At 66.8% G+C, this 24,910-nt stretch carries 29 protein-coding genes and 1 tRNA gene; 20 read left to right on the top strand and 10 right to left on the bottom strand.

Annotated features, from left to right (window positions below; all coding sequences use genetic code 11):
- Window positions 1-5: 5 nt before the first annotated feature.
- The gene (gene araA / locus ACVN90_RS17345) at window positions 6-1,517 is read left to right on the top strand and encodes an L-arabinose isomerase (RefSeq protein ID WP_475099446.1); all 1,512 of its coding nucleotides are present in this window, start codon (window positions 6-8) and stop codon (window positions 1,515-1,517) included.
- Window positions 1,518-1,741: 224 nt separating this feature from the next.
- Window positions 1,742-2,686, top strand: a complete 945-nt coding sequence (locus ACVN90_RS17340; RefSeq protein ID WP_475099445.1) for an aldose 1-epimerase family protein — start codon at window positions 1,742-1,744, stop codon at window positions 2,684-2,686.
- A gap of 65 nt (window positions 2,687-2,751) precedes the next feature.
- On the opposite strand, the gene ACVN90_RS17335 is transcribed toward ACVN90_RS17340, so the two are convergent.
- Both ACVN90_RS17335 and ACVN90_RS17330 read right to left on the bottom strand, forming a co-directional pair.
- Complete coding sequence (locus tag ACVN90_RS17335) at window positions 2,752-2,940, bottom strand: hypothetical protein (RefSeq protein ID WP_475099444.1); 189 nt, start codon at window positions 2,938-2,940, stop codon at window positions 2,752-2,754.
- Window positions 2,941-3,111: 171 nt separating this feature from the next.
- Entirely contained in the window at window positions 3,112-3,960 is an 849-nt protein-coding gene (locus ACVN90_RS17330) for an SDR family NAD(P)-dependent oxidoreductase (protein WP_475099443.1), read from the bottom strand.
- A 101-nt stretch (window positions 3,961-4,061) separates the two neighbouring features.
- Between ACVN90_RS17330 and ACVN90_RS17325 the strand changes: the two genes are divergently transcribed.
- The 5 genes from ACVN90_RS17325 (at window position 4,062) to ACVN90_RS17305 (ending at window position 7,364) form a co-directional block, all read left to right on the top strand.
- Window positions 4,062-4,682 (top strand): asparagine synthase, encoded by a 621-nt coding sequence (locus tag ACVN90_RS17325; RefSeq protein ID WP_475099442.1) that lies wholly within the window; start codon window positions 4,062-4,064, stop codon window positions 4,680-4,682.
- A 31-nt stretch (window positions 4,683-4,713) separates the two neighbouring features.
- Entirely contained in the window at window positions 4,714-5,103 is a 390-nt protein-coding gene (locus ACVN90_RS17320; protein WP_475099441.1) for an MmcQ/YjbR family DNA-binding protein, read from the top strand.
- 113 nt (window positions 5,104-5,216) lie between these two features.
- Window positions 5,217-5,289, top strand: a tRNA-Arg gene (locus ACVN90_RS17315).
- Between the two features lie 286 nt (window positions 5,290-5,575).
- Window positions 5,576-5,902 (top strand): nuclear transport factor 2 family protein, encoded by a 327-nt coding sequence (locus ACVN90_RS17310; RefSeq protein WP_475099440.1) that lies wholly within the window; start codon window positions 5,576-5,578, stop codon window positions 5,900-5,902.
- Between the two features lie 256 nt (window positions 5,903-6,158).
- Complete coding sequence (locus ACVN90_RS17305) at window positions 6,159-7,364, top strand: hypothetical protein (RefSeq protein WP_475099439.1); 1,206 nt, start codon at window positions 6,159-6,161, stop codon at window positions 7,362-7,364.
- 36 nt (window positions 7,365-7,400) lie between these two features.
- Here the strand turns inward: ACVN90_RS17305 and ACVN90_RS17300 are convergent, their stop codons facing one another.
- From ACVN90_RS17300 to ACVN90_RS17290, 3 genes are read right to left on the bottom strand one after another with little or no spacing between them, the layout of a single operon-like run.
- The gene (locus ACVN90_RS17300) at window positions 7,401-8,609 is read right to left on the bottom strand and encodes a tyrosine-type recombinase/integrase (RefSeq protein WP_475099438.1); all 1,209 of its coding nucleotides are present in this window, start codon (window positions 8,607-8,609) and stop codon (window positions 7,401-7,403) included.
- A gap of 6 nt (window positions 8,610-8,615) precedes the next feature.
- The gene (locus ACVN90_RS17295; protein WP_475099437.1) at window positions 8,616-8,834 is read right to left on the bottom strand and encodes a helix-turn-helix domain-containing protein; all 219 of its coding nucleotides are present in this window, start codon (window positions 8,832-8,834) and stop codon (window positions 8,616-8,618) included.
- Complete coding sequence (locus ACVN90_RS17290) at window positions 8,831-9,421, bottom strand: hypothetical protein (RefSeq protein WP_475099436.1); 591 nt, start codon at window positions 9,419-9,421, stop codon at window positions 8,831-8,833. Before ACVN90_RS17290 ends, ACVN90_RS17295 begins: the two co-directional genes overlap by 4 nt.
- A 121-nt stretch (window positions 9,422-9,542) precedes the next feature.
- On the opposite strand from ACVN90_RS17290, the gene ACVN90_RS17285 reads away from it, so the two are divergent.
- The 6 genes from ACVN90_RS17285 to ACVN90_RS17260 are packed head-to-tail and all read left to right on the top strand — an operon-like array spanning window position 9,543 to window position 12,710.
- Window positions 9,543-10,205 (top strand): AAA family ATPase, encoded by a 663-nt coding sequence (locus tag ACVN90_RS17285; protein ID WP_475099435.1) that lies wholly within the window; start codon window positions 9,543-9,545, stop codon window positions 10,203-10,205.
- Window positions 10,205-10,714: a hypothetical protein gene (locus ACVN90_RS17280; RefSeq protein ID WP_475099434.1), complete on the top strand. Its 510-nt coding sequence runs from the start codon at window positions 10,205-10,207 to the stop codon at window positions 10,712-10,714. Before ACVN90_RS17285 ends, ACVN90_RS17280 begins: the two co-directional genes overlap by 1 nt.
- Window positions 10,711-11,784, top strand: a complete 1,074-nt coding sequence (locus ACVN90_RS17275) for a hypothetical protein (RefSeq protein WP_475099433.1) — start codon at window positions 10,711-10,713, stop codon at window positions 11,782-11,784. Before ACVN90_RS17280 ends, ACVN90_RS17275 begins: the two co-directional genes overlap by 4 nt.
- Window positions 11,781-12,083, top strand: a complete 303-nt coding sequence (locus ACVN90_RS17270; RefSeq protein WP_475099432.1) for a hypothetical protein — start codon at window positions 11,781-11,783, stop codon at window positions 12,081-12,083. Before ACVN90_RS17275 ends, ACVN90_RS17270 begins: the two co-directional genes overlap by 4 nt.
- A gap of 35 nt (window positions 12,084-12,118) precedes the next feature.
- Window positions 12,119-12,334 (top strand): hypothetical protein, encoded by a 216-nt coding sequence (locus tag ACVN90_RS17265; RefSeq protein WP_475099431.1) that lies wholly within the window; start codon window positions 12,119-12,121, stop codon window positions 12,332-12,334.
- A 31-nt stretch (window positions 12,335-12,365) separates the two neighbouring features.
- A complete protein-coding gene (locus tag ACVN90_RS17260; protein ID WP_475099430.1) occupies window positions 12,366-12,710 on the top strand; it encodes a hypothetical protein in 345 nt (114 codons plus the stop codon).
- Here ACVN90_RS17260 and ACVN90_RS17255 read toward each other — a convergent pair.
- Genes ACVN90_RS17255 through ACVN90_RS17245 form a run of 3 tightly spaced genes read right to left on the bottom strand, consistent with a single transcriptional unit; the run spans window position 12,707 to window position 14,531 of the window.
- Window positions 12,707-13,288: a recombinase family protein gene (locus ACVN90_RS17255; RefSeq protein ID WP_475099429.1), complete on the bottom strand. Its 582-nt coding sequence runs from the start codon at window positions 13,286-13,288 to the stop codon at window positions 12,707-12,709. The genes ACVN90_RS17260 and ACVN90_RS17255 overlap by 4 nt on opposite strands.
- A complete protein-coding gene (locus ACVN90_RS17250) occupies window positions 13,285-14,280 on the bottom strand; it encodes a zeta toxin family protein (RefSeq protein ID WP_475099428.1) in 996 nt (331 codons plus the stop codon). Before ACVN90_RS17250 ends, ACVN90_RS17255 begins: the two co-directional genes overlap by 4 nt.
- On the bottom strand, window positions 14,277-14,531 hold the full coding sequence (locus ACVN90_RS17245; RefSeq protein ID WP_475099427.1) for a hypothetical protein: 255 nt from the start codon (window positions 14,529-14,531) through the stop codon (window positions 14,277-14,279). Before ACVN90_RS17245 ends, ACVN90_RS17250 begins: the two co-directional genes overlap by 4 nt.
- A gap of 347 nt (window positions 14,532-14,878) precedes the next feature.
- Between ACVN90_RS17245 and ACVN90_RS17240 the strand changes: the two genes are divergently transcribed.
- The 4 genes from ACVN90_RS17240 (at window position 14,879) to ACVN90_RS17225 (ending at window position 17,155) form a co-directional block, all read left to right on the top strand.
- A complete protein-coding gene (locus tag ACVN90_RS17240; protein WP_475099426.1) occupies window positions 14,879-16,252 on the top strand; it encodes a ParB/RepB/Spo0J family partition protein in 1,374 nt (457 codons plus the stop codon).
- 77 nt (window positions 16,253-16,329) lie between these two features.
- Window positions 16,330-16,569, top strand: a complete 240-nt coding sequence (locus ACVN90_RS17235) for a glutaredoxin domain-containing protein (protein ID WP_220288666.1) — start codon at window positions 16,330-16,332, stop codon at window positions 16,567-16,569.
- Window positions 16,566-16,727 (top strand): hypothetical protein, encoded by a 162-nt coding sequence (locus ACVN90_RS17230; protein ID WP_475099425.1) that lies wholly within the window; start codon window positions 16,566-16,568, stop codon window positions 16,725-16,727. Before ACVN90_RS17235 ends, ACVN90_RS17230 begins: the two co-directional genes overlap by 4 nt.
- A 146-nt stretch (window positions 16,728-16,873) precedes the next feature.
- Window positions 16,874-17,155, top strand: a complete 282-nt coding sequence (locus tag ACVN90_RS17225) for a hypothetical protein (protein ID WP_475099424.1) — start codon at window positions 16,874-16,876, stop codon at window positions 17,153-17,155.
- Window positions 17,156-17,653: 498 nt separating this feature from the next.
- Here the strand turns inward: ACVN90_RS17225 and ACVN90_RS17220 are convergent, their stop codons facing one another.
- Window positions 17,654-18,094: a hypothetical protein gene (locus ACVN90_RS17220; RefSeq protein ID WP_475099423.1), complete on the bottom strand. Its 441-nt coding sequence runs from the start codon at window positions 18,092-18,094 to the stop codon at window positions 17,654-17,656.
- A 555-nt stretch (window positions 18,095-18,649) separates the two neighbouring features.
- Between ACVN90_RS17220 and ACVN90_RS17215 the strand changes: the two genes are divergently transcribed.
- The 3 genes from ACVN90_RS17215 (at window position 18,650) to ACVN90_RS17205 (ending at window position 20,983) form a co-directional block, all read left to right on the top strand.
- The gene (locus ACVN90_RS17215; RefSeq protein WP_475099422.1) at window positions 18,650-18,901 is read left to right on the top strand and encodes an HIRAN domain-containing protein; all 252 of its coding nucleotides are present in this window, start codon (window positions 18,650-18,652) and stop codon (window positions 18,899-18,901) included.
- A 169-nt stretch (window positions 18,902-19,070) separates the two neighbouring features.
- Window positions 19,071-20,600 carry an SNIPE associated domain-containing protein gene (locus tag ACVN90_RS17210; protein ID WP_475099421.1) on the top strand — a complete coding sequence of 510 codons (1,530 nt, stop codon included), beginning with the start codon at window positions 19,071-19,073 and terminating at the stop codon, window positions 20,598-20,600.
- Between the two features lie 224 nt (window positions 20,601-20,824).
- On the top strand, window positions 20,825-20,983 hold the full coding sequence (locus ACVN90_RS17205) for a hypothetical protein (RefSeq protein ID WP_475099420.1): 159 nt from the start codon (window positions 20,825-20,827) through the stop codon (window positions 20,981-20,983).
- 162 nt (window positions 20,984-21,145) lie between these two features.
- On the opposite strand, the gene ACVN90_RS17200 is transcribed toward ACVN90_RS17205, so the two are convergent.
- A complete protein-coding gene (locus tag ACVN90_RS17200; RefSeq protein WP_475099419.1) occupies window positions 21,146-24,802 on the bottom strand; it encodes a YobI family P-loop NTPase in 3,657 nt (1,218 codons plus the stop codon).
- Window positions 24,803-24,910 lie beyond the last annotated feature (108 nt).

Raw genomic sequence — 24,910 nt, 5'->3', positions numbered from 1 at the left:
CCACGATGACCCGCACGCCACTGTCCACCACGCTCGACGCCTACGAGATCTGGTTCGTCACCGGCAGCCAGACGCTCTACGGCGAAGAGACGCTCCGCCAGGTCGCCGAGCAGTCCCAGGCCGTCGCGGCCGGGCTCGAGGGCCTTCCCGTCAAGGTGGTGTGGAAGCCCGTTCTCAAGGACTCCGACTCGATCCGCCGCCTCGCGCTCGACGTGAACGCCCGCGACGAGGTCATCGGCGTCGTCGCGTGGATGCACACGTTCAGCCCGGCGAAGATGTGGATCGCCGGCCTCGACGCGCTGCACAAGCCGCTGCTGCACCTGCACACGCAGGCGAACGTCGAGCTGCCGTGGGCCGACATCGACTTCGACTTCATGAACCTCAACCAGGCCGCGCACGGCGACCGCGAGTTCGGGTACATCCAGACGCGCCTCGGCGTCGCGCGCAAGACGGTCGTCGGTCACGTGTCGAACCCCGCCGTGCTGCAGCAGGTCGAGGACTGGCAGCGCGCCGCCGCCGGCTGGGCCGCCTCGCGCTCGCTCAAGCTCGCGCGCTTCGGCGACAACATGCGCTACGTCGCGGTGACCGAGGGTGACAAGACCGAGGCCGAGCTGCGGTTCGGCGTGCAGGTCAACACATGGGGGGTGAACGAGCTGGTCGCCGCTGTCGAGGCTGCCACCGAGGACGACATCGACGCGCTGGTCGAGGTCTACCTCGCCGAGTACGACGTCGCCGACGAGCTGCTGCCGGGCGCCGATCGCCACCAGTCGCTGCGCGACGGCGCCGCGATCGAGCTCGGCCTGCGGTCGTTCCTCGAGGAGGGCGGGTTCGGCGCCTTCACAACCTCGTTCGAGGACCTCGGCGCGTTGAAGCAGCTGCCCGGTCTCGCCGTGCAGCGCCTGATGGCCGAGGGCTACGGGTTCGGCGCCGAGGGCGACTGGAAGACGGCGATCCTGGTGCGCGTGGCCAACGTGATGGGTGCGGGCCTCCCCGGCGGTGCGAGCCTCATGGAGGACTACACCTACGACCTGGTGCCCGGCAGCGAGCGGATCCTCGGCGCGCACATGCTCGAGGTGTCGCCGTCGCTGACGACCGCCAAGCCTCGCCTCGAAGTGCACGCGCTCGGCATCGGCGGCAAGGAGGACCCGGTGCGCCTGGTCTTCACCGCAGACCCCGGCCCCGCGCTCGTCGTCGCGATGAGCGACATGCGCGACCGCTTCCGCCTCGTCGCCAACGTCGTCGAGAACGTCGACGCCCCCGACCTGCCGAAGCTGCCCGTCGGCCGCGCGGTGTGGGAGCCCGCGCCCGACTTCGCGACGAGCGCCGCCTGCTGGCTCGCCGCCGGCGCCGCGCACCACACCGTCATGACGACCGCGGTCGGTATCGAGGTGTTCCGCGACTTCGCCGACATCGCCGCCACCGAGCTCGTCGTGATCGACGAAGACACCACGGTGCGCGGGTTCCAGCGGGAGCTCCGCTGGAACCAGGCGTACTACCGCCTCGCCCAGGGCTTCTGATCCCACCCGGAATCCCCGGTCTCGACGAGACCGGGGATTCCGCGCGAGACCGGGGGCATCGCCCTCGGTCTCGGCCCGATTCCCCGGGTTCGAGGCGCGAACCCGGGGAATCGGGCGCGAACCGCCGGTTCCGGGCGCGCCGAACCTCGACCCCTGGGTTCGAGGCGCCCCGAACCTCGCCGCTACTCTGGTTGGCGGCATCCCCGATCCGCAAGGAGCCTCACATGGCACGTCCCCCCGCATCCGGAACCCAGCACGCCCTGCGCGCCGGCGACTACGAAGCCGTCGTGGCGAGCGTCGGCGCGACGCTCCGCTCGCTCACCTATCGCGGCCGCGACCTCGTCGTGCCCTTCGAGGCCGACGAGGTGCGCCCCGCGCACCGCGGCGCGACCCTCGCACCCTGGCCGAACCGCGTCGTCGACGGGCGCTACTCGTTCGGTGGCCGCGATTTCCAGCTGCCGCTCACCGAGCCCGCGCGCTCGCACGCCCTGCACGGTCTGGCGACCTGGCTCGACTTCGAGGCGATCGACAAGGGCCCCGACCACGTGACCCTCGCGGCCGTCATCCAGCCGCACACGTTCTTCCCGTGGCGCCTCGTCATCACGACGACGTTCTCCCTCGGGCCCGACGGGCTCACGCAGTCCGTGACGGCGTTCAATGAGAGCGACGAGCCCGCCCCGTGGGGCACGGGCCCGCACCCGTACCTCGTCGCCGGCGACGGCCGCGTCGACGGCTGGACGCTCGAGCTGCCCGCCGCCCAGGTGCTCGCGGTCACGCCCGACCGCCTCATCCCGACGGAGCTCGTGGCGGTCGACGCCGAAGACCCGCAGCGCTTCGACTTCCGCTCGCCGCGCGCGATCGGGGCGGCCGAGATCGACCACGCCTACTCGGGCCTCATCCGCGATGCAGACGGCAACGCCACGGTGCGCGTCACCGATGCGGCAGGCCTCGGTGTCGAGATGACGTGGGATGCCGCGTGCCCGTGGGTTCAGATCCACACCGCCGACAAGCCCGACGCCGCGCAGAGCCGCCTCGGCCTCGCCGTCGAGCCCATGACGTGCGCGCCCGATGCGTTCAACGCCGGGTCGTACGCCTACGACGCGGGTCTCATCGTCATCGAGCCCGCGGCATCCGTCTCCGCATCCTGGCGCATCGCCGCGATCGACTGAATCTCTCGCACACGCGGCACAGCGAAAGCGGAGCCGGCCCCCCGGTCGGCTCCGCTTTCTGCGGATCAGCTGTCGCGCAGGTCTTCCTTGATGTCGTTGCGCGTTTTCACCGAGTCGCGCTCCGCTTCGGCCTTCTTGACTTCGGCATCAGCCTTCATCTCGTCGACCTTGTCCCCGACTCGATCGGTGGTGTCTTCCCACGCATCCTGGATCTTCTCGCCGACGGCCTTGGCCGTCTCCTTCGCGTCTTCCATGAATCCCATCGATCTCTCCTCTCATGAGGGATGACATCGACGGTACGCGCGAGGCCCCGAGCACTGCAGGGGGTTGATTCGGAGCGTGACGCTTGATACACGGACGGATGCTGCGCCGCGGCGTGGGTGCCGCACCGCCGAGGCCGGCCCGCGTCAGGGCGGGTGCCGACCTCAGCGCACCGGCGTCGTGGTGTCGATCGCGTCGCGCAGCGGGCGGCGCATCGGCGCCCAGTAGTTCGTCGGCGTGACGCGCGCCAGGACGTCGACCAGGCGCGCCTCGCGGCCGATCATCGTGCGCGGACGCCGGCGGACCGTCGCCTCGACGATGCGCGCCGCCGCGTCGTCGGGCTCGGTGTGGTACATCTTGGCCTGCGCCGCGGCCGCGCGCTGCGCGACCGCCGGGTCGATCGCCGCGGCGTACCGGCCGTGCAGGATGATGCCGGTCTTCACCCCGGCGGGATAGACCGCGCCGACGGTGATCGTCGAGCGTTCGAGCTCGTGCCGCAACGACTCGGTGAACCCGCGCACCGCGAACTTGCTCATCGCATAGGGGATACGCCCGGCCGGCGCCGCGAGCCCGTAGATCGACACCAAATGCGTGATGTGCGCGGCGGGCTCGCGCCGCAGCGCCGGCAGCAGCGCCTGCGTGACGTTCACGGTTCCCCACAGGTTCACGTCCATGAGCCAGCGCATCTCGGCCATCGTGACCTGGTCGATGTCGCCGAGCATCGAAGAGCCGGCGCACGTCACGAGCGCCTGGATCCGGGGATGGGATGCCTCGACCTCCGCCACCACGGCGGCCACGGCGTCGTCGTCCGTGAGGTCGATGACGTGTGTCGTGTGCCCGGTGCCGTCCAGGGTGGCGGCCACCTCGGCGAGCCCGTCGGCGTTGCGGTCGAGGAGGGCGATGCGGGCTCCGCGCGCGGCGAGCTGCCGGGCGACGTCGGCCCCCATGCCCGCGGCGGCGCCGGTGATGACGGTCGTGCGCCCGCGCACGTCCAGGGGTGGCCGCTTCGCCATGTGATGCCTCTCGGTCCGGCCGTCGCCGTCGACGAGCCGCGCATACGATTCTCGCTGACTCGGGAGGGCTCGACGGACGCTAGCCTTTGAGGGGAGGTTCGATGGGCAAGACCGCAGAGGCGATCGCCGAGGGCGTGTCCATCGCGTCCGCCGCCGCGCGCCTGGCGATCCGCAACCGCATCCTCGTCGAGACGATCGCGCACGACGAGCCGTTCGACGTGGTGGCCTTCACGCCGTTCGCGCGCGAGACGCTCCTCGCCCTCGCCGACGAGCAGGAGCAGGCTGCCGCGCTCGTCAAGCGCCAGCGCAAGAAGGCGTGGGGCAAGTTCACCGACCCCGACGGCACGCACGACTACCGCGATCGCGACACCCGCAACCTCCGCCGGCGCGGCCGTCAGTACGCCGGAGTGGCGACGGCGCTGCGACGCATGGCCGACGATCCGCACGTCGTGCGGACGCTCATCGAGCAGTCCCGCGATGCCGCATGGGGAGACGTCGAGGCCAATCTCCAGCGCCGCCTGCGCGTCGAGGGCATGCGCCCCGAGCTCGACCCCGACTACGACCGCATGCGCGCTGCTCGCATGCAGTCGATCCGCCTCGTCGATCTCCCGCGCCTGGCGGCGCACAAGCGCCATCACGAGACGGATGCTGCGTCCCCGGCCGAGCCCGCGGCGCACTCGCCGCGCATCTCGGGCATCGACGTCAGCGAGCTCGAGTCCTGACAGCGTCGGCGGTCGCGGCTACGCTCGCGGTGTGGACGGCGACGCGGCCCTGAGCCACCCGATGTGGTTCCCGCCCGAGCACGCGCTCCCGGTGCGCGTGCGTGCGCTGTGCATGGCGTACCCGGAGGCGGTCGAGGTGGTCTCGCACGGCCGGTGCACGTTCCGCGCCGGGAAGCGGCAGTTCGCGATCGTCGGAGTCGGACCCGAGCCCGCGGTCGTGTTCATCCCCGACGAGCTCGAGCGCCCGGTGCTGCTCGAGCGCGACGACGTCTTCGTGCCGCCCTACGAGGGCGCATACGGCTGGCTCGCCCTGCGGGTGGGACCGGATGCCGGGGACTGGGAGCTGCTCGCCGAGCTCATCGACACGTCCTACCGACAGGTCGCACTGCAGCGGCAGCTGCGCGCTCTCGACGGTGGGTAGGGTCGGCCTCGAGCGCGCGGACACGCCCGGGAATCCAGCATCCGTCCGTCGATTCGCGCGGCGCGCATCCGTCAGGTATTCTTGACGACGTTGTGCGCGAGAGCGAGCAACATGCGCCCGTAGCTCAATGGATAGAGCATCTGACTACGGATCAGAAGGTTAGGGGTTCGAGTCCCTTCGGGCGCGCACTGTGTTGAGACAGTAACCTCGAGAAAAGCGCCGGTTTACCGGCGCTTTTCTTGTTTCTGCGGGTGATGGCTCGAATGGCGAGGACGCCACATGGCGTCACAGCACACCACACGTATGTGTGCACCTATGTGTGCACTAGATCGAGGCTGTTGGACCCGTTCAGCGGTCATCAGATAGACAGGCGCGGGCGATTGCGCCGGGTATGCGCTCGCCATATCGGCTCAACCTCCAGAAGCGGGCGCTGATGTCGATATCCGTGGGGCCCACGCGCTAACCTCGTGGCGTGGGAGCGACCGACGTAGTGCAGTGCTGGCTCGAAGCCGCGACGGACGACGTCCTATCGCTCTACGCCGACACGGCAGTTCGTCACGTCGCGGCGTTCCCGCCGCTCGTCGGCAAGGACGAGATCGCGCGAGGTTTGCGCACCGCTCTCAACGGCCGGGACCTCGAAGTGCGTGCCATCCATGAATCCGGAGAATGGGCCACCCTTGAGTGGCGCCACGGCGAGGGCATCGGGTGCAGCGTCTTCCGTGTTGTCGACGGCCTGATCGTCGAGCACCGCGAATACTGGGATCGCGCTTCGTTCTTTTTCCGCTCGGTCCGCACCTGACAGCTCTTCGGCGCACCATCAGCCGCTAGCGACTCTTCGTACAACACCGGTACGATTGCGGCATCCATCGAGCAGTTCCGCTTGTACCGGGGCCGGCAGATGAGACTTCGATGTCGGGCGCCTTTCGCGACCCCACGCCTCTTGGCAAACCCCGCGCGGTTTGCCCTCAACTGTTGCTGGAGTATCCATGTCTGACTTCCAATTCCCCACTGATCCGCCGCGGTTCGTTGCCGTCCCGAGCGCTGGGCGAGGGCGGGTGATCCTGGTCTCGGAACCCCTGAACCCGGCTCCGACTGCCGTCCAGGTCGCCACCGCCCCCGCCGATGTAGACGTCAAGCACCTCGTGGAGGTGCTGAACCGAACGGCATGGACCGGAGACGAAGCGGAGCTGGCCACCGTGCTGAAGGCGCTGCCTGGCGACGTCGCACAATCCTGCCGGGACGCGATTGCAGCTGTTCCGCCTTCCGCCAGCGTTGCGCTTTCGGACGACGAGCTGCCTGTGCAAGTGATCCGCGAGTTCTGGACCAGTTTGCGTGCGCCTGACATCACTGAGGCTGCGGACGCCGCAGTCACCCTTGGATTGCAACTGTTGATCACGAACAAGCTAGACGACGACCTCGGTGTGGAACTCCACGCGCGTCTCCTGTCTGCGGATCGCGAATCTACGACCCGTGAAGGTACGTGGTGGCCGTTACCTGATGGCCGATCGGTCATCGGCCGAGTTTCAGCGACAACGAACTTCGCGGAGCTGTTCGATGACCCGCGCTGGGAGACGAATCACGCGCGCGCCTTCTGGGGGTGGGTGGCGGACGACGAAACCATGCACACCGCTACCTGGACCGTGGAGTTTCTCGACACTCCACTTGAGCCTGACCGCAACTTCCGCATCTTCGTCACTGCAGATGAGGGCAGCGATGACGAAGAGCTCGGCGTCATGTCGCCTCGCAACCGATTTGTCCTTTGGCTCGCTCTGTCGGAGATTGCTGCCGATCTGGATGGCGCCGTGGCTCTTCCGCCCTGGGATCCAGAGCGGTGCCTTACCTGCGCGGGCATGCCTCAGATCACCCGAGGGCAACCAATCGAGTGGTGGCGACGAATGGGCATCTCGGCGACCGAACTGGAGGAGGCCGCCCGCACGGGTGACCTTGCTCGGCTAGAGCCACAGACCATCGCCGAAGAGGCGCTCATTGCGTTGGCAACGCGTAGGACCTGGATCGACATGGCGTTCGACCGAATCGAGGACGAGGGGTACCGCGACGCATACGAGGCACTGCCCCACGGTGGCATGGACGGCGAGTTCCGCGAGATCCTTCCCGAGCTCACCGGCGATACTGACATCGAGCTGCTGTGGACGCCGCGCTTCGATGGCATCGAGGACCCGTCCGAACTCGCCAATACCATTCTCGGAATCGGAGACTACCGCCCCACCGCCTGGCACGAACCTTTCAACCGCGCAACGTGACCCGGGCAGTTCGATGAAAACCGCCATTCGTCGGCACTAACGCTGACCAGGCGGGGCGAGGTATCTCGCGAGGGTGTCGATGCCGGCTCGAGCCTCTTGTTCGAGCTGGTGTGTGTACTTCCGGGAGATGTCCTCGGACCCGTGGCCGGAGATGCCGGCGTACACGACCCACGGGATGCCCGCGTGCTCAGCCATCGTCGTGTAGGTGTGGCGGAGCCAGTGGGTGGTCGCGGGGCGCTTGATCCCGGCAGCGGCAAGCGCTGCTCGGAAGGCGGTGTTGCTGGCCTCATTCGTGAGCGGCCTCCCCGTAGGTCGATGCCACACCAAGTCGTGAGGGTTTGGGTCGCTGTCCTTCTCGATGTGCGTCCGCAGTGCTGCGGAGACCTCGGGCGTGAGCGGTGCTACGCGCGGCTTGTAAGACTTCGGGCGTACGAGCGCCCAGCGGCCTTCGAGTAGCTCGTACTCGAGGCTGGGGGCGATGTCGAGGATCCGCTGCGGGCATCGTCCTGCGACCTTGAAGCCGCAGGTTCCGCCGCAGCCGTGGAGTGACGTGACCTCGACGAGGTTCCAGGACACGTGGGCGAGGTTGTGGTCCAGGTCGAGATCGTTGTGTCGAAGGCCGCGCATCTCGCCGTCGCGTGCACCGGAAAGAAGGGGAAGATTCCACCTCGGATCTCCGAGAGCGATGAGTGCCGCTGCCTCATGCCGGGTGAGCGAGTCTCGCGCGGCAGGGGCCTGCTTAGGCAGATCGACCGCCTCGGCGACATTGCGATTGATCATCCCGTTCTCGACGGCGTAGCCGAGCATCGCGGACAGTGTCCGGTGGGCGCCGGCGACGGAGGCGGGTCCGACCCCGCGGGCGAAGATCGCGCTGTGCAGTCGCCGTACGTCGGTGGGAAGGAGCTCGGCGACGACTCGCTTTCCGAGGATGGGGATGATGCTCGTGGCCAGGTGGGAGCGGTAGCCCTGCATCGTCTTCGGCTTCAGGCGGTCGCCGGCTTCCTCGAGCCAGCTGTCGGCGAGGTCGCTGACGCGGGTGCGGTGGTCGAGCGGTTGACCATGCTCGGCGAGCTGCTGCATGAGCTTGCGAAGCTTCTTGACGCACTCTTCGCGGGTCTTGGCGTGGACGTACCGCTGTCGTCTGCTGCCGTCGGGCTTGAATCCGTCATCGACGACCCCGCGCCAGAGGTCGCGACTTTTCAGGTAGTACAGACCGCCCTGCCCGTGGTCTCTGCGCTTTGGCATCCGGGGTCACGCCGACGGAAGATGCTCCGGGTGGGTAGGGAGCTGCTCGATGAAGCGCTCGAGATCGGTGACCAGGTAGAGCGGCTTGCTGCCGGAGAAGTGTGGGGTGATGTCGCCGAGTCGAACGTGATGGCGCAGCCGGGACGGGCTCAATCCAAGCGCGGCGGCCGCGGTGACATGGTCAACCGCGACGACGGTCTGTCCTGTCGTCGTGACGGTGGTCACGCGCGCGGTCGACCCACATTCGACTCCAGCCCCTCCATGCGACCCGCCGCGCGGGCGCTGCGGATCCAGTCCTGCGCGGTGCGCTCCGGGACGTCCAATTCCAGCGAGATGAGCTTGACGGGGGACCCGTCCGCGAGCGCCGCCGTGCCGTAGAGGATCTCGATGACGTCCCACCGTTCGTCCTTGACGCCCCGCTTGACGACGGCGGCAGCCATCCATGGCGGGATGATGCGTCCGTCCGCTGATGACGTCAGGTCGGAGACGGTGAGCCAGCGCTCGGCCGGTCCGTCTTCGAGCTTAACCATGATGCATCGCGGGATTGCGGTCTGCAGGATCGCCTGCGGGGCTGTGTGGCGTAGCCGGTAGTCGCTGAACTCGCCGCTGATCGCCCGATTGAGGATCGCGGTGACCACATAGCGACCCCGCTCAGCGCTGTACATCGCCTCGATTGTGGTCTCCACGCCGGCCTGCTCATCGCGTGTCGTCGCCACGAACGCCGGGGCAATGCGCAATGCGGACCCGACTGGCTGCGTGGCTGCGCGCCCCGTCATTTCTTCGCCATCGAGTGTCTTCACGTCGACCTTCACCCCCTTATTTTGCCTAACCGCATCGGCATTCCACGAAGCCTCTTGCTAACTATACGCCTAAGCGGTCTACTAATGCCAAAGGAATTTTGAATTCCACGGTTTCGAAGTTCGGAGGTCCGTCATGCGGGTGATCGCGATAGCGAATCAGAAGGGTGGGGTCGGGAAGACCACCGTTGCGATGCAGGTGGGCGCGGAGCTGTCGCGGCGGCATCGGGTGCTGGTGGTGGATGTGGACCGGCAGCAGTCGACCGTGTGGTGGGCGCAGAACGCCAGCGACGGGCTGCCGTTCGATTTCGCGGGCAGCCAGCACCCGAACAAGCTGAGCCGGCTGCGGGAACTGGGCGCGGACTACGAGGTGGTGCTGGTGGACACCCCCGGCAGCCTCGAGGACACCGCCGTGTTGGAGACGGTGCTGGACGCTGCTGACTTCGCGCTCATACCCGTCACCCCTGAGCCGCTCGCGGTCGACCCCACCCTGCGCACGCTCAGCCGGCTGATCGAACCGCGCCACCTGCGCCACGGGGTGGTGCTGAACCGGATCGACCCGCGCGTGCCGAATCAACTGCAGACGTGGCAGCGGCTGCTGGACTGTGAGCTGGGTGTGCCGCGGCTGGAGGCGCATCTGCGGCAGTACAAAGTGCAGTCGGATGCCCCGGTGCTGGGTCAGCTGGTCACGAGCCTGCGGCGAAACCGGCGCACCGAAGGACCGATCGCGGACATCGCCGCCATTGCCCGGGAACTCGAGCAGCTGCTGTCGCCGTCGCCGGCGGGAGCGTGGGGATGATGGCCAGAGTCGATCTCGCCGGCAGGCTGAGCGACGCCCGCGCCCGGGTCGCCGCGGAGACGACGCTCGGCGAGGGTCCGGTCCCGATGTTCGCCCAGCTGGCGCGGAAGGACGCCCGGATCCGTGACGATCAGGCCACCGCGTTGACCGCCCTGGCGGATGGGGTGATGCGGCGCCGCCGGTTCAAGGCGGAGCGGATCACGGAGAACACGCTGATTCGTGTCGCGATCGATCTGCTGCTCGCCCACGCGGACCGGCTGCGTGGCTCGACCGAGGACGAACTCCGCAGCTCCGTGACTTCGGCGCTTCCGAACTCTGCGGCTCCCGTACTCCCGGACTCCGGACCTTCCGGACGGGCCGCCGCTGTGGAGTCGACGGCGGTGACCGGCGGCGGTGCGGGAGTGCTCGCGAGCGGTGCACCGGCGTCTGCGGACTTCGGGCGTTCGGACGTTCGTGAGTTCGGCAGTTCGGCGCCTGCTGTCCTCGCTCGGAGGGAGGACTCCGCATGAGCGCCGGGTTCGATGGTGAGGAGGATCGCTCCGCCGCGGAACGAAAGAAGGAGGCGCGTCGCGTCTATCGGGAGCGCAACGCGGAGCGGATCAGTGCGGGGAAGCGGGCGTGGCGGGAGCGGAATCAGGAGCACGTCCGCGCTTACCGGTCCGGGTATGACGCGGAGCACCGCGAGGAGGTGCTCGCGCAGAAGCGGGAGTACGGCAGGCGAGACAGTGCCCGGAAGGCTGCCGAGCGGCGCCGGAAGGAGTCGAGAAAGGTCTCGTCGAAGAAGTACTACGAGGCGCACAAGGCGGAGCATCGCGAGTACACCCGGCAGTGGCAGGCGCGGAAGCGTGCGGAGGATCCGGAGGGGTATCGGGCGATGCGTGCGAAGGCGCAGCGGCGCTGGTGGGAGGCGCACAAGGACGAGTACAACGCGAAGCTCCGGGCCCAGCACCGGGAGAACCCGGAACCGAAACGCGCCCAGGCACGCGCCTACTACGCCGGCCACGCCGAGGAGATCAAGGCGAAGAAGCGCGCCTACTACGCCGCCAACCGGGAGAAAGTACTCGCAAACAATCGGGCCTGGAAGGAACGGGAGAAGCGCCGCCTCGAGGCCGGGCTCCCGCCCCGCCGGATCCACACCACCCCTGCCGCAGAGCGCCGCGCCAACGCCGCCGCCGCCGCCGCATTCTTCGCCCGGGCTCGGACACCAGAGGAGATCGCGGCGATGCGCCGCAAGCCGCGGCCTGTCATCGAACTGCTGCAGAGGACGCCCCCGGAGCTGGTTGCGGCGTTCGAACGCGACAGCAAGCGCGCCCGGATCGAACACGCCCTCGCCACCGATGGCAGCCACGCCGGCCGCCGCCAGATCGCCGAATCCCGGCGATGGCTCGCCGCCCAACAACCGACGCGCCGACAACAACGGCAGGCGATCGAGGACGCCCGCATGGACGCGATCGGCAAACAGGTCAACGACCGGCTGCGGCACCGCGACCCCCCGCGGCGTCGCCATCACCTGGACCCCGACCCCGCCGCGCCACATCCGATGCTGAACCCGAACACCACGATGGGAATGAACCGATGACCCTCACCCCGACCGGAGAACCGCTCATGCTCGACCCTGCCGCCGCCGAGGCCGCCCTGTACAGGGTAGCGATCTGCGCCTTCACCTGGCACCCCGACAAGGAGGTCGACGAACCCGGCTGGACCATCACCGAGGACCTCGACTGGTGCCTCGCCCCACTGGCCGGGGTCCCGAGCGACCAGCTCACCGACCTGCGTGCCACCGTCCAGACGCTGATCACTACCCCGACCGCGGACCGGCAGGCCTTCATCCGTCACCTCGCCGCCCTCAGCGGCGACACCTCCTTCGACAACCTCTAGCCACCGGCATCCGGTGCATCTCGGAAGGAACCGCCATGAACATCCCCGCCCACCTCATCCCGCTGCTCGCGGCCACCGCGATCGGCTCCACCCTCGTCGTGCTGCTGCTCCCCGTCGCCGCCGCCCAACTCATCCGCGGCCATCCGCTCCGCGCCGCGCGCGCCACCGGCGCCGCCGTGCTCTGTGTTGGGGTCGTCGCCGTGCTCGCAGCCGGACTGGCCGCATCCGCCCTCCCTGCCGCGCTGACCTGACCTGACGAAGTCACGAAACGAGGCAACCATCATGAACACGACAACGACGTCCCCGACCCGCGCCGCTGCGGGATCGCACCCGGACAGCATCGTCGCGTGGGACCGGCTGGAAGCGACCATCGACCGGCTCGCCGACATCCTCGATCAGCGACTCGCCGGCCACGATGACCAGCTGGTCTGCAGCCTGCAGTTCCCCGAAGCCGAAGCGCTCGCGGAGGTGCTCGACGCGGGCAGGCACACCCACACCGCGGCAAGGCTGATGCACCGGTGGGCGCTGACCGAACCCGACTGGGACGACGACCACGCCCACGAAGAGACCGTCCGCGGCTGGCTCGACCTCGACCGCCAACCGCGCCTGCCGGGCGTGGGTCGCTAGCCTGCCGGGTCGGGGTGCCGGGGGAGCGGGGCGAGCGCGCGTTGCACCGAGTTTGCGCTCACCCCGAGCACCCTCGCGATGTGGGTGATCGGGCGATCTAGGTTGCGCAGCTCGACCGCCATCGCGACCTTCTCCGGTGTCATCACCGTCGGTCGGCCGGGTCGTTTCCCGGCGGCGACCGCGGACGCCATCCCCGCCCGGGTGCGCAGACTGACCAGCCGGCGCCGCAGCCCCTCCTCCGCCGTCAGCACCTCGGCAGGATTCACCGGATTGTCCGCACCGGTGCACAGTGCCGGCTCGGTCAACGACCGGAACTCCACCCCCCGTGCGGTGAGCGCGCTGACGGTGCTGATGAAGTGGGTGACGGCGTGCGACAGGTGCGCCGCGCTCGGCGCCACCAGCACATCGCCGGCCTCAAGGAATGCCAGGCAGTCGGTCAGCGCGGGGCGTTTGCGGGGGTCCGTGGTCTGGTCGTCCACGAACACCCGCATCACCCCGGCCCCGGTCAACGCCGTCACGTCGGGGGCAGCGTCCAGGTCGGGGGCGAGCTGCCGGGTGTACCCGACGAGGCGGGTCACCGTGACACGCCCCCACGCTCCGGACCCGCCGGCGAGGCGATCACTGGCGCGGCGATGTCGATCGGCCCCACGGTGGGGGTGAGGGTCGGTCGGAGGGCGACGAGTGCGGCGACGGTCTTCTGCTCGATCGCGGTCGCGAACTTCCCGCCCGCGGGGACATGCAGCTGCGGGATCACGTCCCGCAGCGCCGTCTCATGCAGGTCCACCAGCAGCTCACCCACCCCGTCCGGCATCGCCCGCAGCGTGGTGGCGTAGTCGGTGATGTGGTGCAGCTCACTCAACCACTGCGTCGCATCGAACCGGCCCATCCGGGCCGACTGCGCCGCAACCAGCGCCGCCTGCGCCCCCGCGAGCCCGGTCTCGGTGTGGGTCCCGTCGAACACGGTGCGGCCGTCGCGGGCAACCACGGTCACCCGGTCAACCCACCCGGAATCCGCTACGGCCGCCACCAGCCGGCGGGTGGCGGCGAACGCCTCATCATGCGCCGCGCGGTCGGTCAACACCGCCGGGCGCCGCGCCTGCACATCGCGCAGATACCCGGAGGTCACCGACAGCAGGCTCTCCGCCCGCGTCGATCCCACCACAACAAGCCGGGTGGTGAACCCCTCCGCCGCGAACCGTTTTGCGGTGCCGGCCGCGGCGGTCAGGTTGCCGAACGAGCCTTCCAGCACAAGCGACCGGTGATGCTCACGCGCGTACCGGATGCACCCGGCCACCCACCCCGCCACCGCCTGCGCAACCTCCGCCGAAACCGCGCCCCCTTGGGCAAGGAAGCCGGGGTGGAAGGCACGCAGGTCATCGCCGCTCACCACCGCGGCGCCGCCGTCCCCTCCCTCACGTCCCGCCAAGCGACCTCGTCCGGCGCCGGGCTGCCCGGCGAGCAGCGTGAACGTCGGAGCCGGGCTCGAAGCGTTCCCGGGGAAGCACAGCGGCAGGATGTCGCGCCGCAGGATCTCGTCGCGAACCGCGTCGTCCACGATCGAGGCGCTCACTGCGGCACCTCAAGCTCACGGATCCGACGGTCGATGCGGTCCGCGAGCGCGGTCACCGCGGCCCGGTCGAACCCGCCCACCGTCTCCACCTCGCGACGCCACTCCGCCAACTCGACCCGGGCCTGCTCCGCCTCGTCACCACCGGCGCGGGCAACAGCGATCAGCAGTGCGGTGAGTGTGGTGGCGTTGTGGCGCATCCGGTCGTCTGTGACCACATCGTTGACTCGCCATGGCGAGGTCGCTCCGGGCATCGACCCTCCTCGCGGCCCATCGTACCGAGAACCCAAAAAGGGTGTGCCACCACTTTTGGTGTTGATCGCGGAATTCGAGTGGTCAGCCGCGGGCGGCTGGCAGTACTGGTCCGCCCGCTGCCGCGGGCGTTGTTCGCCGTGAAGCCTGCGGCAGTCTACGGTCGGCGCCGCTGCGCGCAAACAGCTGACGCTGCCGGCTCCTCCGAGACTTTCGGCACGCGGTCGCTGCGCTCCCTTATTTCGCGCCGAAACTCTCTCCCCCTCCGCCCTCCGGGTTGCACTCCACGTCGCGCTCCCTGACAGGCACTTCGTGCCTTCACCGGCAAACAACGAAAAGGGAGAAAGACATGACCATCAACACCACCCCCACCGGGACGGTCGAGCACATCGACCCCGGCACGCTCATCGTCGAGACCAACGTGCGCACCACCGCACCACTCGAACCCGGGTTCGTCGACAGCATCCGGCAAGTCGGGGTCCTCACCCCGTTGTTGGCGTGGCGAGACACCGGCGGGGGAGTACACGTGCGTGCCGGGCAACGCCGCACCCTCGCCGCCCGTGAAGCCGGCATCCCCACCGTCCCGGTCTACGTCGTCGACGCGTGCGATGACGACGCGGCGCGACGGATCGTGGAGCAGCTGATCGAGAATGACCAGCGCGAAGCGCTCACCGATGCCGACCGCATCCAGGCCTGGCGTGCCCTCGAACTGGAAGGGCTATCCGCGACGGCGATCGCCAAGCGCACCGGTACCAAACGCGACCGGGTCAAGACCGGCCTGGCCGTCGCTCAGAACACCACCGCCACCGATGCGGTCAGCGAGGCAGGGTTGACACTCGATCAGGCGGCGATCCTGTTGGAGTTCGACGGCGACACCGACACCGTCGCGGAACTGACCGAGGTCGCGACCACGGATCCCGGGTACTTCCCGGTCGCGGTCGAGCGGGCACGGCAGGACCGGGTCGCGCGGGACGCGAAAGAGAAGGTCGAGCAGGAGGAAGCCGCCAAGGGGCACCGGATCCTCGACGAACGCCCCAGCGACTACAACACCGCCCCGTACCGGGTGCGGATGCTCCGCACCGCCGACGACGAACCCGTCGACCCCGACACCATCCAAGGCAAGCCCGGCGTCGCCGTGTACGTCGCCACCTACTACGGGGGCGAGGCACGGGCGGAGTACTACATCGACGACCCCGCCGCGCTCGGATTCACGGTCCGCGAAGAGTCTGGCTACGGAAGCGGCGGTGCGCCGTCGGGACCGATGACCGACGAACAGAAGGCGGAACGGAAGGAACTGATCGCCCACAACAAGGAATGGGATGCCGCCGGGACGGTGCGCCGTGAATGGCTGACCCAGTTCCTCGCCCGCAAGACCGGCCCGAAGAACGCGCAGACCGTGATCGCCGAAGCCCTCACCACCGCCCGATGGAAGATCGCCGAAGGCCTCACCCGAGGCTCCACAACCGCGAAGATGCTCCTCGGCATCGATGGCAGCGACTACGGCGACCAGATCGCCGAGTACCTGACCGCGCACCCGCACCGTGCCGTGCACGTCACCCTCGCGGTGGTGCTGGGCGGGATCGAGCAGAACACCAGCCGCAACACCTGGCGCGCACCCGGCCCGGACACTGCCTGGTACCTGCGCACCCTCCAGGGCTGGGGCTACCCGCTGTGCCCCGTCGAACGCATCGCCGCGATGCTCACCGACAACACCACCGAATAGCCGGCAATGGGTGGGCATCCCGGATGGATGCCCGCCCGCGTCCCGACTCCCAGCCCTACCCGAAGGAAGGAAATGTCATGAACACCGTGACCGTGTACACCACCGGACCTGGCTGCCAACGCTGCAAGCTCACCAAAGACATCCTGACCCGCAGAGGCGTGGCCTTCGTCGAGGTCGACATCCGTGAACAGCCCACCGCACGCGAGTACGTGGTCGACGAACTCGGCTACACCGAGGCTCCCGTCGTCGTCGTCGACGAACACGACCACTGGAGCGGCTTCCGCCCCGACCACATCGACCGGATCGCCCGATCATGAGCACGCTCATCGACCTCTGGCTTGAAGCCGCACACGAGGCGTATGCGCTCCGGGCACAACTGGCCCACCTCGAGGAAGCCTGGCTCCGCGCCGAAGCCGACGCGGACTTCTGGTACTTCCAGGCCTGCAATCGCAATCTCCCGGAAGCGCCAGCCTAAGCACAACAACCCCGATGCGGTGACACAGGCAGATGCCGTAGCCGAGGTGCGCCGGATTATCGGGACGCAACCGAACGCATCCCTGAAAATCGGTCAAGGGCTGGTGAAGCGAGCGGCGAGGGCGCATTGTTGGTTCGGAGGTTCAGATGATCACTGTCGATCAACAGAATCTGGTGTTCGAACCGCTCGACGAATCAGCGTGGCGGCTGTGCGACACCAACATTGACGAGCACGACGCCGCGCGTCTGGTTGCCTACGTCGAACGAGTGGACGGCGGCTACGAGGCAATCTGGCTGGGGCTTGGCGTGCGCCCCAGCTGGTATGCATCGCGGGACGATGTGCTCCGTACCGCTCGAGGCCTGCGGCGACCGGACGTGACGAGGACGCAGTCTATCCCGGACCCGATTCCCCGGGTCGCGCCGGTGTGAACCGTGCGCCCCGGGCGGGCCATCCCGTGGGCGCCACACCGCGCGTAGCGAGCTCTCCCGGAATCTCCCTGTCTCGTGGCGTTAACACGGGTGCCATAGCATCGCATCAGCACCGCGACCACTCCTGAGAGTCAGACCCGGGATGAGGTGATTGCATCGTGACGGCACCGGGGTACGAGGTGAGCGTCTGGGAGCGCTACGCCACCGAGTTCACACTTGCTTTCGGTGACAATCCGTCGCGCATCCGGGCGGTCCGAGTGGCTTACTACGCGCACGGGTTCGACGTCGACTTGATTGCGCAGCTCAGCGGCTTTCCAGTCTGGAGGATCCGACAGGCGTTATCCCACGGGCTTCCACAGGCGAGCTGAACGGACGTCGACCACAGTCCCAGAGCTGCCTCGCCCATCTGGGATCGGTAACCGGGCACTGCGGCATGGCGCTGACGTGGGCAGCAATGAGCGCGACCTCGACACGAGCAGGCGGCACTGCTCCGTTCGCTTAGTGCTCGCGCTGCCAGCGGCGCGCGGCCGGGCCACGCAGACGATGGCGGCGTGCGAGTTCATCCTCGTAGGCGGCCAGCCACACGACGGCGCGTTCACGTCTGACATGGCCCTTCGCCGCGTCCCATACCGCCGGCGACAGCGCCACAAGCAGTACACCGACGAGAGTAACTGTCATGATTAGCCTGGCCCACCATGACGAAGCGAGCGTTGGATCAGGCTGCACCGTGATAAGTGGCGCTGCAATGACGACGAAGATAGCCAGGACCAAGCTCGCGATACTGAGCTGCGTCGCGACGCTGTCGTCGGCACTCTGGGCACGCAGTTTCGCGAGAACGTTGACTTGAGTGGATCGACTAGCGAGGGCAAAGTCGTTCAATCGATCCGCCGTGACGTCCACGTCGTTGTGGATGTGCGGTTCAGCCTTTCTGCGTGCCACAGTTCGTCCTCTGCCGATGGTCCAGGAGAGAGCACACTATCGGTCAGTGCCGACATCGCTCGCAGCCTTATGTGCGAGTTAAAGGATCGGCCGAGCGCACACGATCCATCTCCGGGCAATGCTCAACCGATCACATCTATGCGAGAACGCAAGAGGCGTGCACGCCTGTGCAGTATCCCCTATGCCGCTACTATCCGGGCCATGGGGTTGTTCGACCGATTCAAGAAGAAGGATCCTTCGCCGGCACCTGCTGAGCCAGCCGCTGAGGCAGATGTGGTGATCCGTGTCGAGGTCACGACTCGAGCAGAGCGAAGCGGGCCTCCCCCGGGGTACGTGTCGCCGTACATCTCGAGCGGCCAGGCGGAGTCGCTGTTGGTTCCGGGACACGATCGACTCCCGCCTCTGCACTTCGTGCGACGCGATGGCGCGTGGTGGTTGGCTGAGGACTCGACTGGACTACTCGTGAATGTCGGTAATCGGCGGCTACGCGGACTCGGAATCTGGAGTTGCCGGGTGCGAGGCGACGGCTACGCTCCTGGATCTCTCCGCCTGGGGGTGGCCGAATTGGTCCGCGAGCCCGATAACGCGCACGACCGGAACGCGGTGTCCATCCGGCAACGAGGGCAGCACGTCGGGTACTTCAATAAGGGCATGACGCCAGGGGTCGCGAAGACGCTCGATCGTGGAGACAAACTGCAGGCGGTCGGAGTGTCCGTCGATCCGCCGAAAGTGGTTGCCGCGAGCCCAGAGATCATGGCCCACCTGGTGCGCCGCATGCGGGGCTTCGATCAGTTGACTGATGCTTAGTCAACTGCCCCACTCAATAAGCCAGACTCGCGTCCACACCCGTCCACATTGAATCCCCGTCCGACCACTCGTCGTGTCGGCTCACGTTGATAAGTTCGATCGTGGCGTCAGTTCTGGGGTAAGAGGCGCCACCTCGACACCAGGGATGGTTATCGACAATGGGGGAAACATGAGTAGCACCACGGAGATCGCTGCGGGCTGGTTCCCGGATCCCACCGCCAGGCACGAGCGACGCTACTGGAACGGCGCCGCATGGACGGAGCACGTCTTCACGGCCGGTTCGCAAAGCATCGACCCCATGCCGTCTGCAACAGACGTCGAAACCGCGGAGGAAGCTACCGTGGCGGACGCACCCACGTCGCGCCGAAGCGCCCGGGAGTCCGTAGCCGCTCAGAACGGTGTCTCGACACCTCCCACGCAGCAGGTCTCCGCCGACGGCGACGCCAAGTCGCGCAAGGTCTCGTTCTTCGGTGCGAAGAAGCAGGCTGAGTCGCTGATCACGGAGAACGAACGCCTCGAAGCGCTCATCTCGCAGTACGGCCTCAACGACGTCAGCCAGCTCGACGACATCAAGCGCGGGCTTCACCACCAGATTTCGGCCGCGGAGCAGGAGCTTGCGCGACTTCGGGCTGAAACGGGCGCTTCTGAGGCCGAGCGGGCACAGGTTCAGGACGAGATCGTGAATCTTCGCGATACCGCGCACCTGCAGGAGTATGGCCTGTTCGACTTCGAGAACCCTGCTGAGTCATCGGTCGCGCTCGCGACCGAACTCGAATCCGTGCGTTCCGAGATCAAGCGCCTGGTGCGGGCAGGCGACGCGACCGTCGCCACATCCAACTTCACCTTCAACAACAGTGCAGCCAAGGGCCGGAAGTTCGTCAACGACATGTCTAAGCTGCTTCTTCGCGCGTACAACGCGGAAGCGGAGAACTGCATCAAGACCGTGCGCGCAAGCAACCTGGATGCCGCGCAGAAGCGCCTCTCCACCGTTTCCACGCAGGTGGAGCGCCTGGGGACGATGATCGACCTCCGAATCACGTCGGGTTACCACCGGCTGCGGTTGAAAGAACTGGAACTCGCAAGCCGTCATCTGCAGGCGCTGCAGGTGGAGAAGGAGTTGGAACGCGCGCGGCGTGATGAGTTGCGTGAGCAGAAGAAGGCGGAGCAGGAACTCGCGCGGGAGAAGGAACGCCTCCAGAAGGAACGCACGCACTATTTGAACGCCCTTGCCGCTCTCGAAGCGAACGGCGATGTCGAGGGTGCCGACCGGCTCCGCGCGAAGCTCGACGACGTCGAGCACGCGATCGAGAATGTCGATTACCGCGCAGCGAACATCCGCGCCGGCTACGTGTACGTGATCAGCAACATTGGTGCATTCGGCCCCGACGTCGTGAAGATCGGACTCACGAGACGACTCGATCCCATGGACCGCGTGAACGAGCTCGGCGATGCATCCGTTCCGTTCCGATTCGACGTGCACGCGCTCTTCTTCGCAGACGATGCAGTCGCTATCGAGACGATGCTGCATCAGGAGTTCGCCGACCAGCGTCTCAACAAAGTGAACCTCAGGCGCGAGTACTTCCGAGCAACGCCGGAGCAGGTTCTCACCGCACTCAGGGAGCACAACGTGGAGGTGCTCGAGTTCACTCTGGACCCCACCGCTGCCGAGTATCGGAGCTCCATCGCTCCGCAGGGGTAGACGGCTGCTCCCGCCGATCCGTATACGGGCATTGCCCGGTGGAGGCACCAAGAGTACGGCTCAGGGCACGTCCATCTGCCATCAAGATACGGCGCTGCCCGGCCCTCACGCACCGCTTGTTGGACAGAGCCGTAGACGCCGCAGGCGACCGGGTCAACCCGGTGGTGCGCGTCCGGGCGCTCGAGACACGATGGACGCGTCACCGCATGAGAGAGGAGACGCCCATGTCCGACCGCACCGACACTGGACCGGTCGACCCGGATACGGGTCTGCCCGCCGAGCCGAGCCTTCCCGAACCGAGCGTGGAAGAACCCGACCCTGACCTTCGGATAGACATCGCTCGCGACACAGGCCTCGACGAAGTGCCCGGCAGCGGCTCCTGACATCACCCTCACCAGGGCAACCGCCGCGAGAAATCGCCAACCCGCTTGGATCCGCATACGGGCGCAGGATGGGATGGGAAATGGTGAACGTGCTTGGGGTCAATTCGCGAGCCTGAAGAGAAAGCGCTGTCGACAGAGCGACCATCAGGCACTCAATGGAAGTCATTTCTGGCGGAGACTCACCCGCAGCTGGTCCCCTTGTAGCGGGAACTTGGAGACAACGCCGGCATCCTGGAGCGCCTTCAGGAGGGTGCGTGCCTGCGGCGAATCGGTGATCTCCGTGACACCAAATCCGGGATCAGCGACCTTCGACCAGGGCTTCCCAAGCGTCCGGAGGATCTCGCGTAGTTCGTCGCTGGTCATACGATCGATGAACTTGGCTAGCAGGCGGATGGTCGTGTCGACGCCGATTTCTCCGTTCAGCATCTTGATGCTGCCGGCGCGGAGTGAGTATCCGCCAGCGAGAGCTCGATCGGCGTAGGCCTGGTAGGCTTCGCGCGGCAGTTTCGAGTAACTCGGGAAAGCCTTGGCGACCGCCAGGTGCAGCGCTGCGTGCGCAGGATCGCGCAGGAGCGGCGCCACGAATGTCTTGTCAAGCGTGGTGGGTGAGACGACCTCAACGAAGCTTTCGGAGTTCGCCATCGCGTGCGACTGCGTGGCCCAGTCGACCATGAGTCGCGGGGCGAACGCGTCATCGTCGTCTTCGATCAACTCGGCGGCGAGCAGGTCTCCGACGAGCGATCCGGAACGAGGCTCGATCTGTTCCGCCAGCAAGACTCCGGGATCAAGCGCGCCCGTAAGCTTCACACGGTGGCCGGCGTCGAGGCTACCCGCCGGGGAGTTCAGGATCGCCAACGCGAGCTGTACCCGTTCGTGCGGTTCCTCAGCTGCGGAGTCGCCGATCTCAGAGACTGTCGCTAGGGATGCTCCGAGGTCGTCGTCGACCTTCCCGTACTGATCGATGTACGCCGCAACGTTCGTGAAGGTCATCGGTGCCCGCAGGTTGCGCACGATGGTTGGCCACGAAGCGACCGGCACTTCGCTCAGCTGCGCGACACGACAGTTCGGATCGGCGTTGGTGACGACGGTATCGACCGCCGTCGAGTCGGAGTCACCAGCCGCCACGAGGAACTTGATCAGGAGCTCGGACGAAGAAACGGTGTACTTCGTCGTGTCTGATGCGACGAACGCCTGCACATACTTCGCGGTAGACGTTGCGGCGTAATCGAAGGCTTCCTCGTGCGCGTCTTTGAGCCGGTCTAGCGACACATCGGACCCGGCGATCAGTTCGAGGTTCTCACGGGTCAGCGCGTACGAACGGGTTGAGCGGAAGCTCGAGATGGCGTCGTCGGAGAGTCCTGAGATTGATGGGACGACAGCGCCGATGTACGAAATAAAGCGCACGACGGTGGCGGCAGCATCGGGTGACGCGCCCGGCGCGAGCCCCGGCAACTTCATGTAGACGCCTTCAACAAACGTGCGAAGGCTATCCGAGACTCGATAGCGCACGTCCCGCGCACGGTTTGCGATGGCGGTGTCCATGAGGACCACACGCTCGGCGGGAGAAAGCGCTGGTGTGGTCTGGAGGTGGAGGTAGATCTCGGACACCAGCGGGGTGAGCCGAGCGACGAACTTCTCCTTCTCCGAACCAGATTCAAGGTAGCGGTCGATGAAGTCGCTGCCGCCGGCGCTGTTCGCGATGCTCGTTACGACCGTGCGTGCGTCCGTCGGCCGCTTGGCAAGGAGATGGTTCATAATCCCGATGTTGAACATGCTCGGTTCGACGAGAACTGAAACTCCCTGATCCCAAAGGATGGCATCCACGTCGTCCGCATCGAGGGGGTAGTCAGGCTCGGCCTGACCGTGATCGATGAAGCGCATGACGTAAGTCATCGCGTCCGGACGGATCAGCTTGCCGTAGAACGAGGAAACGTGGAGCGGAAAGTACGACGTGATGTAGCCGTTGATAACTAGGTCGGCCGCAAGCCGCGAGGGGAGGATCTCCTCTACCCATCCTCGAAAGCTAAGGGAATTCGCTCCGTCCAGCTTTGAGTGGGTGAACCTCGCATCGGCCGCCAGCTTCTTCCAGGTATAGCGCTGGAGCAGCACGGAGTCCGCGGTGTTCTTCTCGAGCTTGCTCGCGGCGTCCGCAACGGCATCTTCTTCGAACTGCGTCGAGTCGAGCGGTCGGCCGATGAGGGCCTCCACCACGTTCTGGTTAAGCTGCATCTGCTGGGTGTTGTAGCCCGAGGCGTAGACCTGGATGGTGAGCGAACTGCCGTTCTCAACGAACGCGCGCCAGAATGCCGGCGAACGCAGCTTCTCATCGCCGATCGTCACACCTGCGAGCTGGATGTCTGGCGTCACGAGCCCGGTTCCGCGGGCGGCAGCCAGCGCGGAAACCTGCGCGCGTAGCCGCACGCCTACTTCCTGGGCGTACGTGGAAGCTGCCGAACGTTTCACAAGGCTGGCGCGCAACGACTGATTCTCAGCGCGGAGACGGTCAGCGTTCGTGCGAATGAGATCGCGCCAGGTCTCCCACAGGATGTCGAGGCTGCTCTCCGCGTGGCGGATCTTCTCGAAGTCGCCCATGTGCGCGTTCTTGAAAAGAATCATCGCGAAGAGTCGGTCCGGGTCAAGCTCGGGCACCGGAGTTTCGACGTCAAGAAGCCGGTGTTTGAACACCTCGTACTCATTCAGCGCGTTGTGAACGAGTCGCATGTCCGCGAGGTGGCGGGCCGCGAGATCGATCAGGTCCTTCGAGATCGCGTGCCCACGCTTCTCGAGAAGGTCGGACATCAGGTCCCGCGCATTCTTATGCGTGATGAATGGGACCACGGGGATAACAAGCTCGAAGAACTTCGTCCGGTTGGCGCGTGCCAGCTCAGCACGCGCCTCGTCGGTTGCCGCGGCAGTCAAGTCCTGTCCGAGCTTTTCGAACACACTGTCTCGCACGGCGTAGATGAACCGGATCTTCCTCCCCCCGAGCTGCTGCGCCGCATTCAGCAGCCCGTTCAGTGATCGCAACGCTTCAAAGATGTTCGGATCGTTGAATCGATCAAGGTCCTCAATGATGACGATGTCGTGCTTTCGATTCGTCTCGAAGAAGTAGATGATTTCGTCGAGATACTCGTCGAAGTAGCTGACTGACCGTGGCGGGAGGGTGATCGTTGCCGGGCCCGCCGTCACACGCTCTATTCCGACCCGCCCGCGGGCCAGTGCCCTCGTGAGTAGCGTGATGCCCCCGGCGATGAGGGCGACGACAAGGAATAGACCGGCTACGGCAAATGCGTGCGGGCGATCCGCGAAGGTGATGGACAGCGACGGCGAAACCACCAGGTCGAGACCGAGGATCAACCCGAGCACGACGGTTATGGCTCCTGCGGCAGTCGCGATCCACAGCTCGGGCCCCCAGCGAAAGCGGCCGATCCGTCGGAACCGCGACTCCGGCGCTTTTGCGGGCCGCTGCTGGTAGAGAAGTTGCTTGACGATCTCTTTCTGGATTCGGTTTGTGATCGAGGTGGCTGCCGGGTTCGTCTCTCCACCGGGCGTGACAGGTTCGGGCTGCACACCGAGGGTGAGAAGAGACAACTCGACCACACGGCCATCGAACTCTTTCGCGACCTCACGAAGGATGCTGCTCTTGCCTGTGCCGTAGGTGCCAGCGAGCGCGATGTTCCGCACGTCAGGCTTGGTGTCGATCGTCTTCTTCAGGATCGTGAAGTAGACGCCGTGCGCTGTGAAGGAGTACTCGGGCGCCAGACTCGCCAACGTCGGAGCTGACTCATCGAGTTGCGCAGCGGCTGGTTTGCGTGCCATTCGAGCCCCATCTGTCTCTTGCGCGCGCTGAACCGCAGCGCGGATTGCGACGCCCCCGGTCGCTGGTCGCTTTCGAGATCTTACGAGTGGTATGAACGCCCCACACCG

The sequence above is a fragment of the Microbacterium sp. F01 genome, assembly GCF_056156365.1.
This window is presented reverse-complemented; position numbering and strand designations above follow the sequence as displayed.

What these genes read in the sequence shown, in the direction of transcription:
- araA (WP_475099446.1), top strand. Translation starts at nt 6, where the DNA reads ATGACCCGCACGCCACTGTCCACCACGCTCGACGCCTACGAGATCTGG.
- ACVN90_RS17260 (WP_475099430.1), top strand. Translation starts at nt 12,366, where the DNA reads ATGAACACGACAACGACGTCCCCGACCCGCGCCGCTGCGGGATCGCAC.
- ACVN90_RS17325 (WP_475099442.1), top strand. Translation starts at nt 4,062, where the DNA reads ATGGGCAAGACCGCAGAGGCGATCGCCGAGGGCGTGTCCATCGCGTCC.
- ACVN90_RS17230 (WP_475099425.1), top strand. Translation starts at nt 16,566, where the DNA reads ATGAGCACGCTCATCGACCTCTGGCTTGAAGCCGCACACGAGGCGTAT.
- ACVN90_RS17205 (WP_475099420.1), top strand. Translation starts at nt 20,825, where the DNA reads ATGTCCGACCGCACCGACACTGGACCGGTCGACCCGGATACGGGTCTG.
- ACVN90_RS17280 (WP_475099434.1), top strand. Translation starts at nt 10,205, where the DNA reads ATGGCCAGAGTCGATCTCGCCGGCAGGCTGAGCGACGCCCGCGCCCGG.
- ACVN90_RS17275 (WP_475099433.1), top strand. Translation starts at nt 10,711, where the DNA reads ATGAGCGCCGGGTTCGATGGTGAGGAGGATCGCTCCGCCGCGGAACGA.
- ACVN90_RS17330 (WP_475099443.1), bottom strand. Translation starts at nt 3,960, where the DNA reads ATGGCGAAGCGGCCACCCCTGGACGTGCGCGGGCGCACGACCGTCATC.
- ACVN90_RS17265 (WP_475099431.1), top strand. Translation starts at nt 12,119, where the DNA reads ATGAACATCCCCGCCCACCTCATCCCGCTGCTCGCGGCCACCGCGATC.
- ACVN90_RS17225 (WP_475099424.1), top strand. Translation starts at nt 16,874, where the DNA reads ATGATCACTGTCGATCAACAGAATCTGGTGTTCGAACCGCTCGACGAA.
- ACVN90_RS17245 (WP_475099427.1), bottom strand. Translation starts at nt 14,531, where the DNA reads ATGCCCGGAGCGACCTCGCCATGGCGAGTCAACGATGTGGTCACAGAC.
- ACVN90_RS17235 (WP_220288666.1), top strand. Translation starts at nt 16,330, where the DNA reads ATGAACACCGTGACCGTGTACACCACCGGACCTGGCTGCCAACGCTGC.
- ACVN90_RS17210 (WP_475099421.1), top strand. Translation starts at nt 19,071, where the DNA reads ATGAGTAGCACCACGGAGATCGCTGCGGGCTGGTTCCCGGATCCCACC.
- ACVN90_RS17270 (WP_475099432.1), top strand. Translation starts at nt 11,781, where the DNA reads ATGACCCTCACCCCGACCGGAGAACCGCTCATGCTCGACCCTGCCGCC.
- ACVN90_RS17285 (WP_475099435.1), top strand. Translation starts at nt 9,543, where the DNA reads ATGCGGGTGATCGCGATAGCGAATCAGAAGGGTGGGGTCGGGAAGACC.
- ACVN90_RS17335 (WP_475099444.1), bottom strand. Translation starts at nt 2,940, where the DNA reads ATGGAAGACGCGAAGGAGACGGCCAAGGCCGTCGGCGAGAAGATCCAG.
- ACVN90_RS17300 (WP_475099438.1), bottom strand. Translation starts at nt 8,609, where the DNA reads ATGCCAAAGCGCAGAGACCACGGGCAGGGCGGTCTGTACTACCTGAAA.
- ACVN90_RS17240 (WP_475099426.1), top strand. Translation starts at nt 14,879, where the DNA reads ATGACCATCAACACCACCCCCACCGGGACGGTCGAGCACATCGACCCC.
- ACVN90_RS17200 (WP_475099419.1), bottom strand. Translation starts at nt 24,802, where the DNA reads ATGGCACGCAAACCAGCCGCTGCGCAACTCGATGAGTCAGCTCCGACG.
- ACVN90_RS17340 (WP_475099445.1), top strand. Translation starts at nt 1,742, where the DNA reads ATGGCACGTCCCCCCGCATCCGGAACCCAGCACGCCCTGCGCGCCGGC.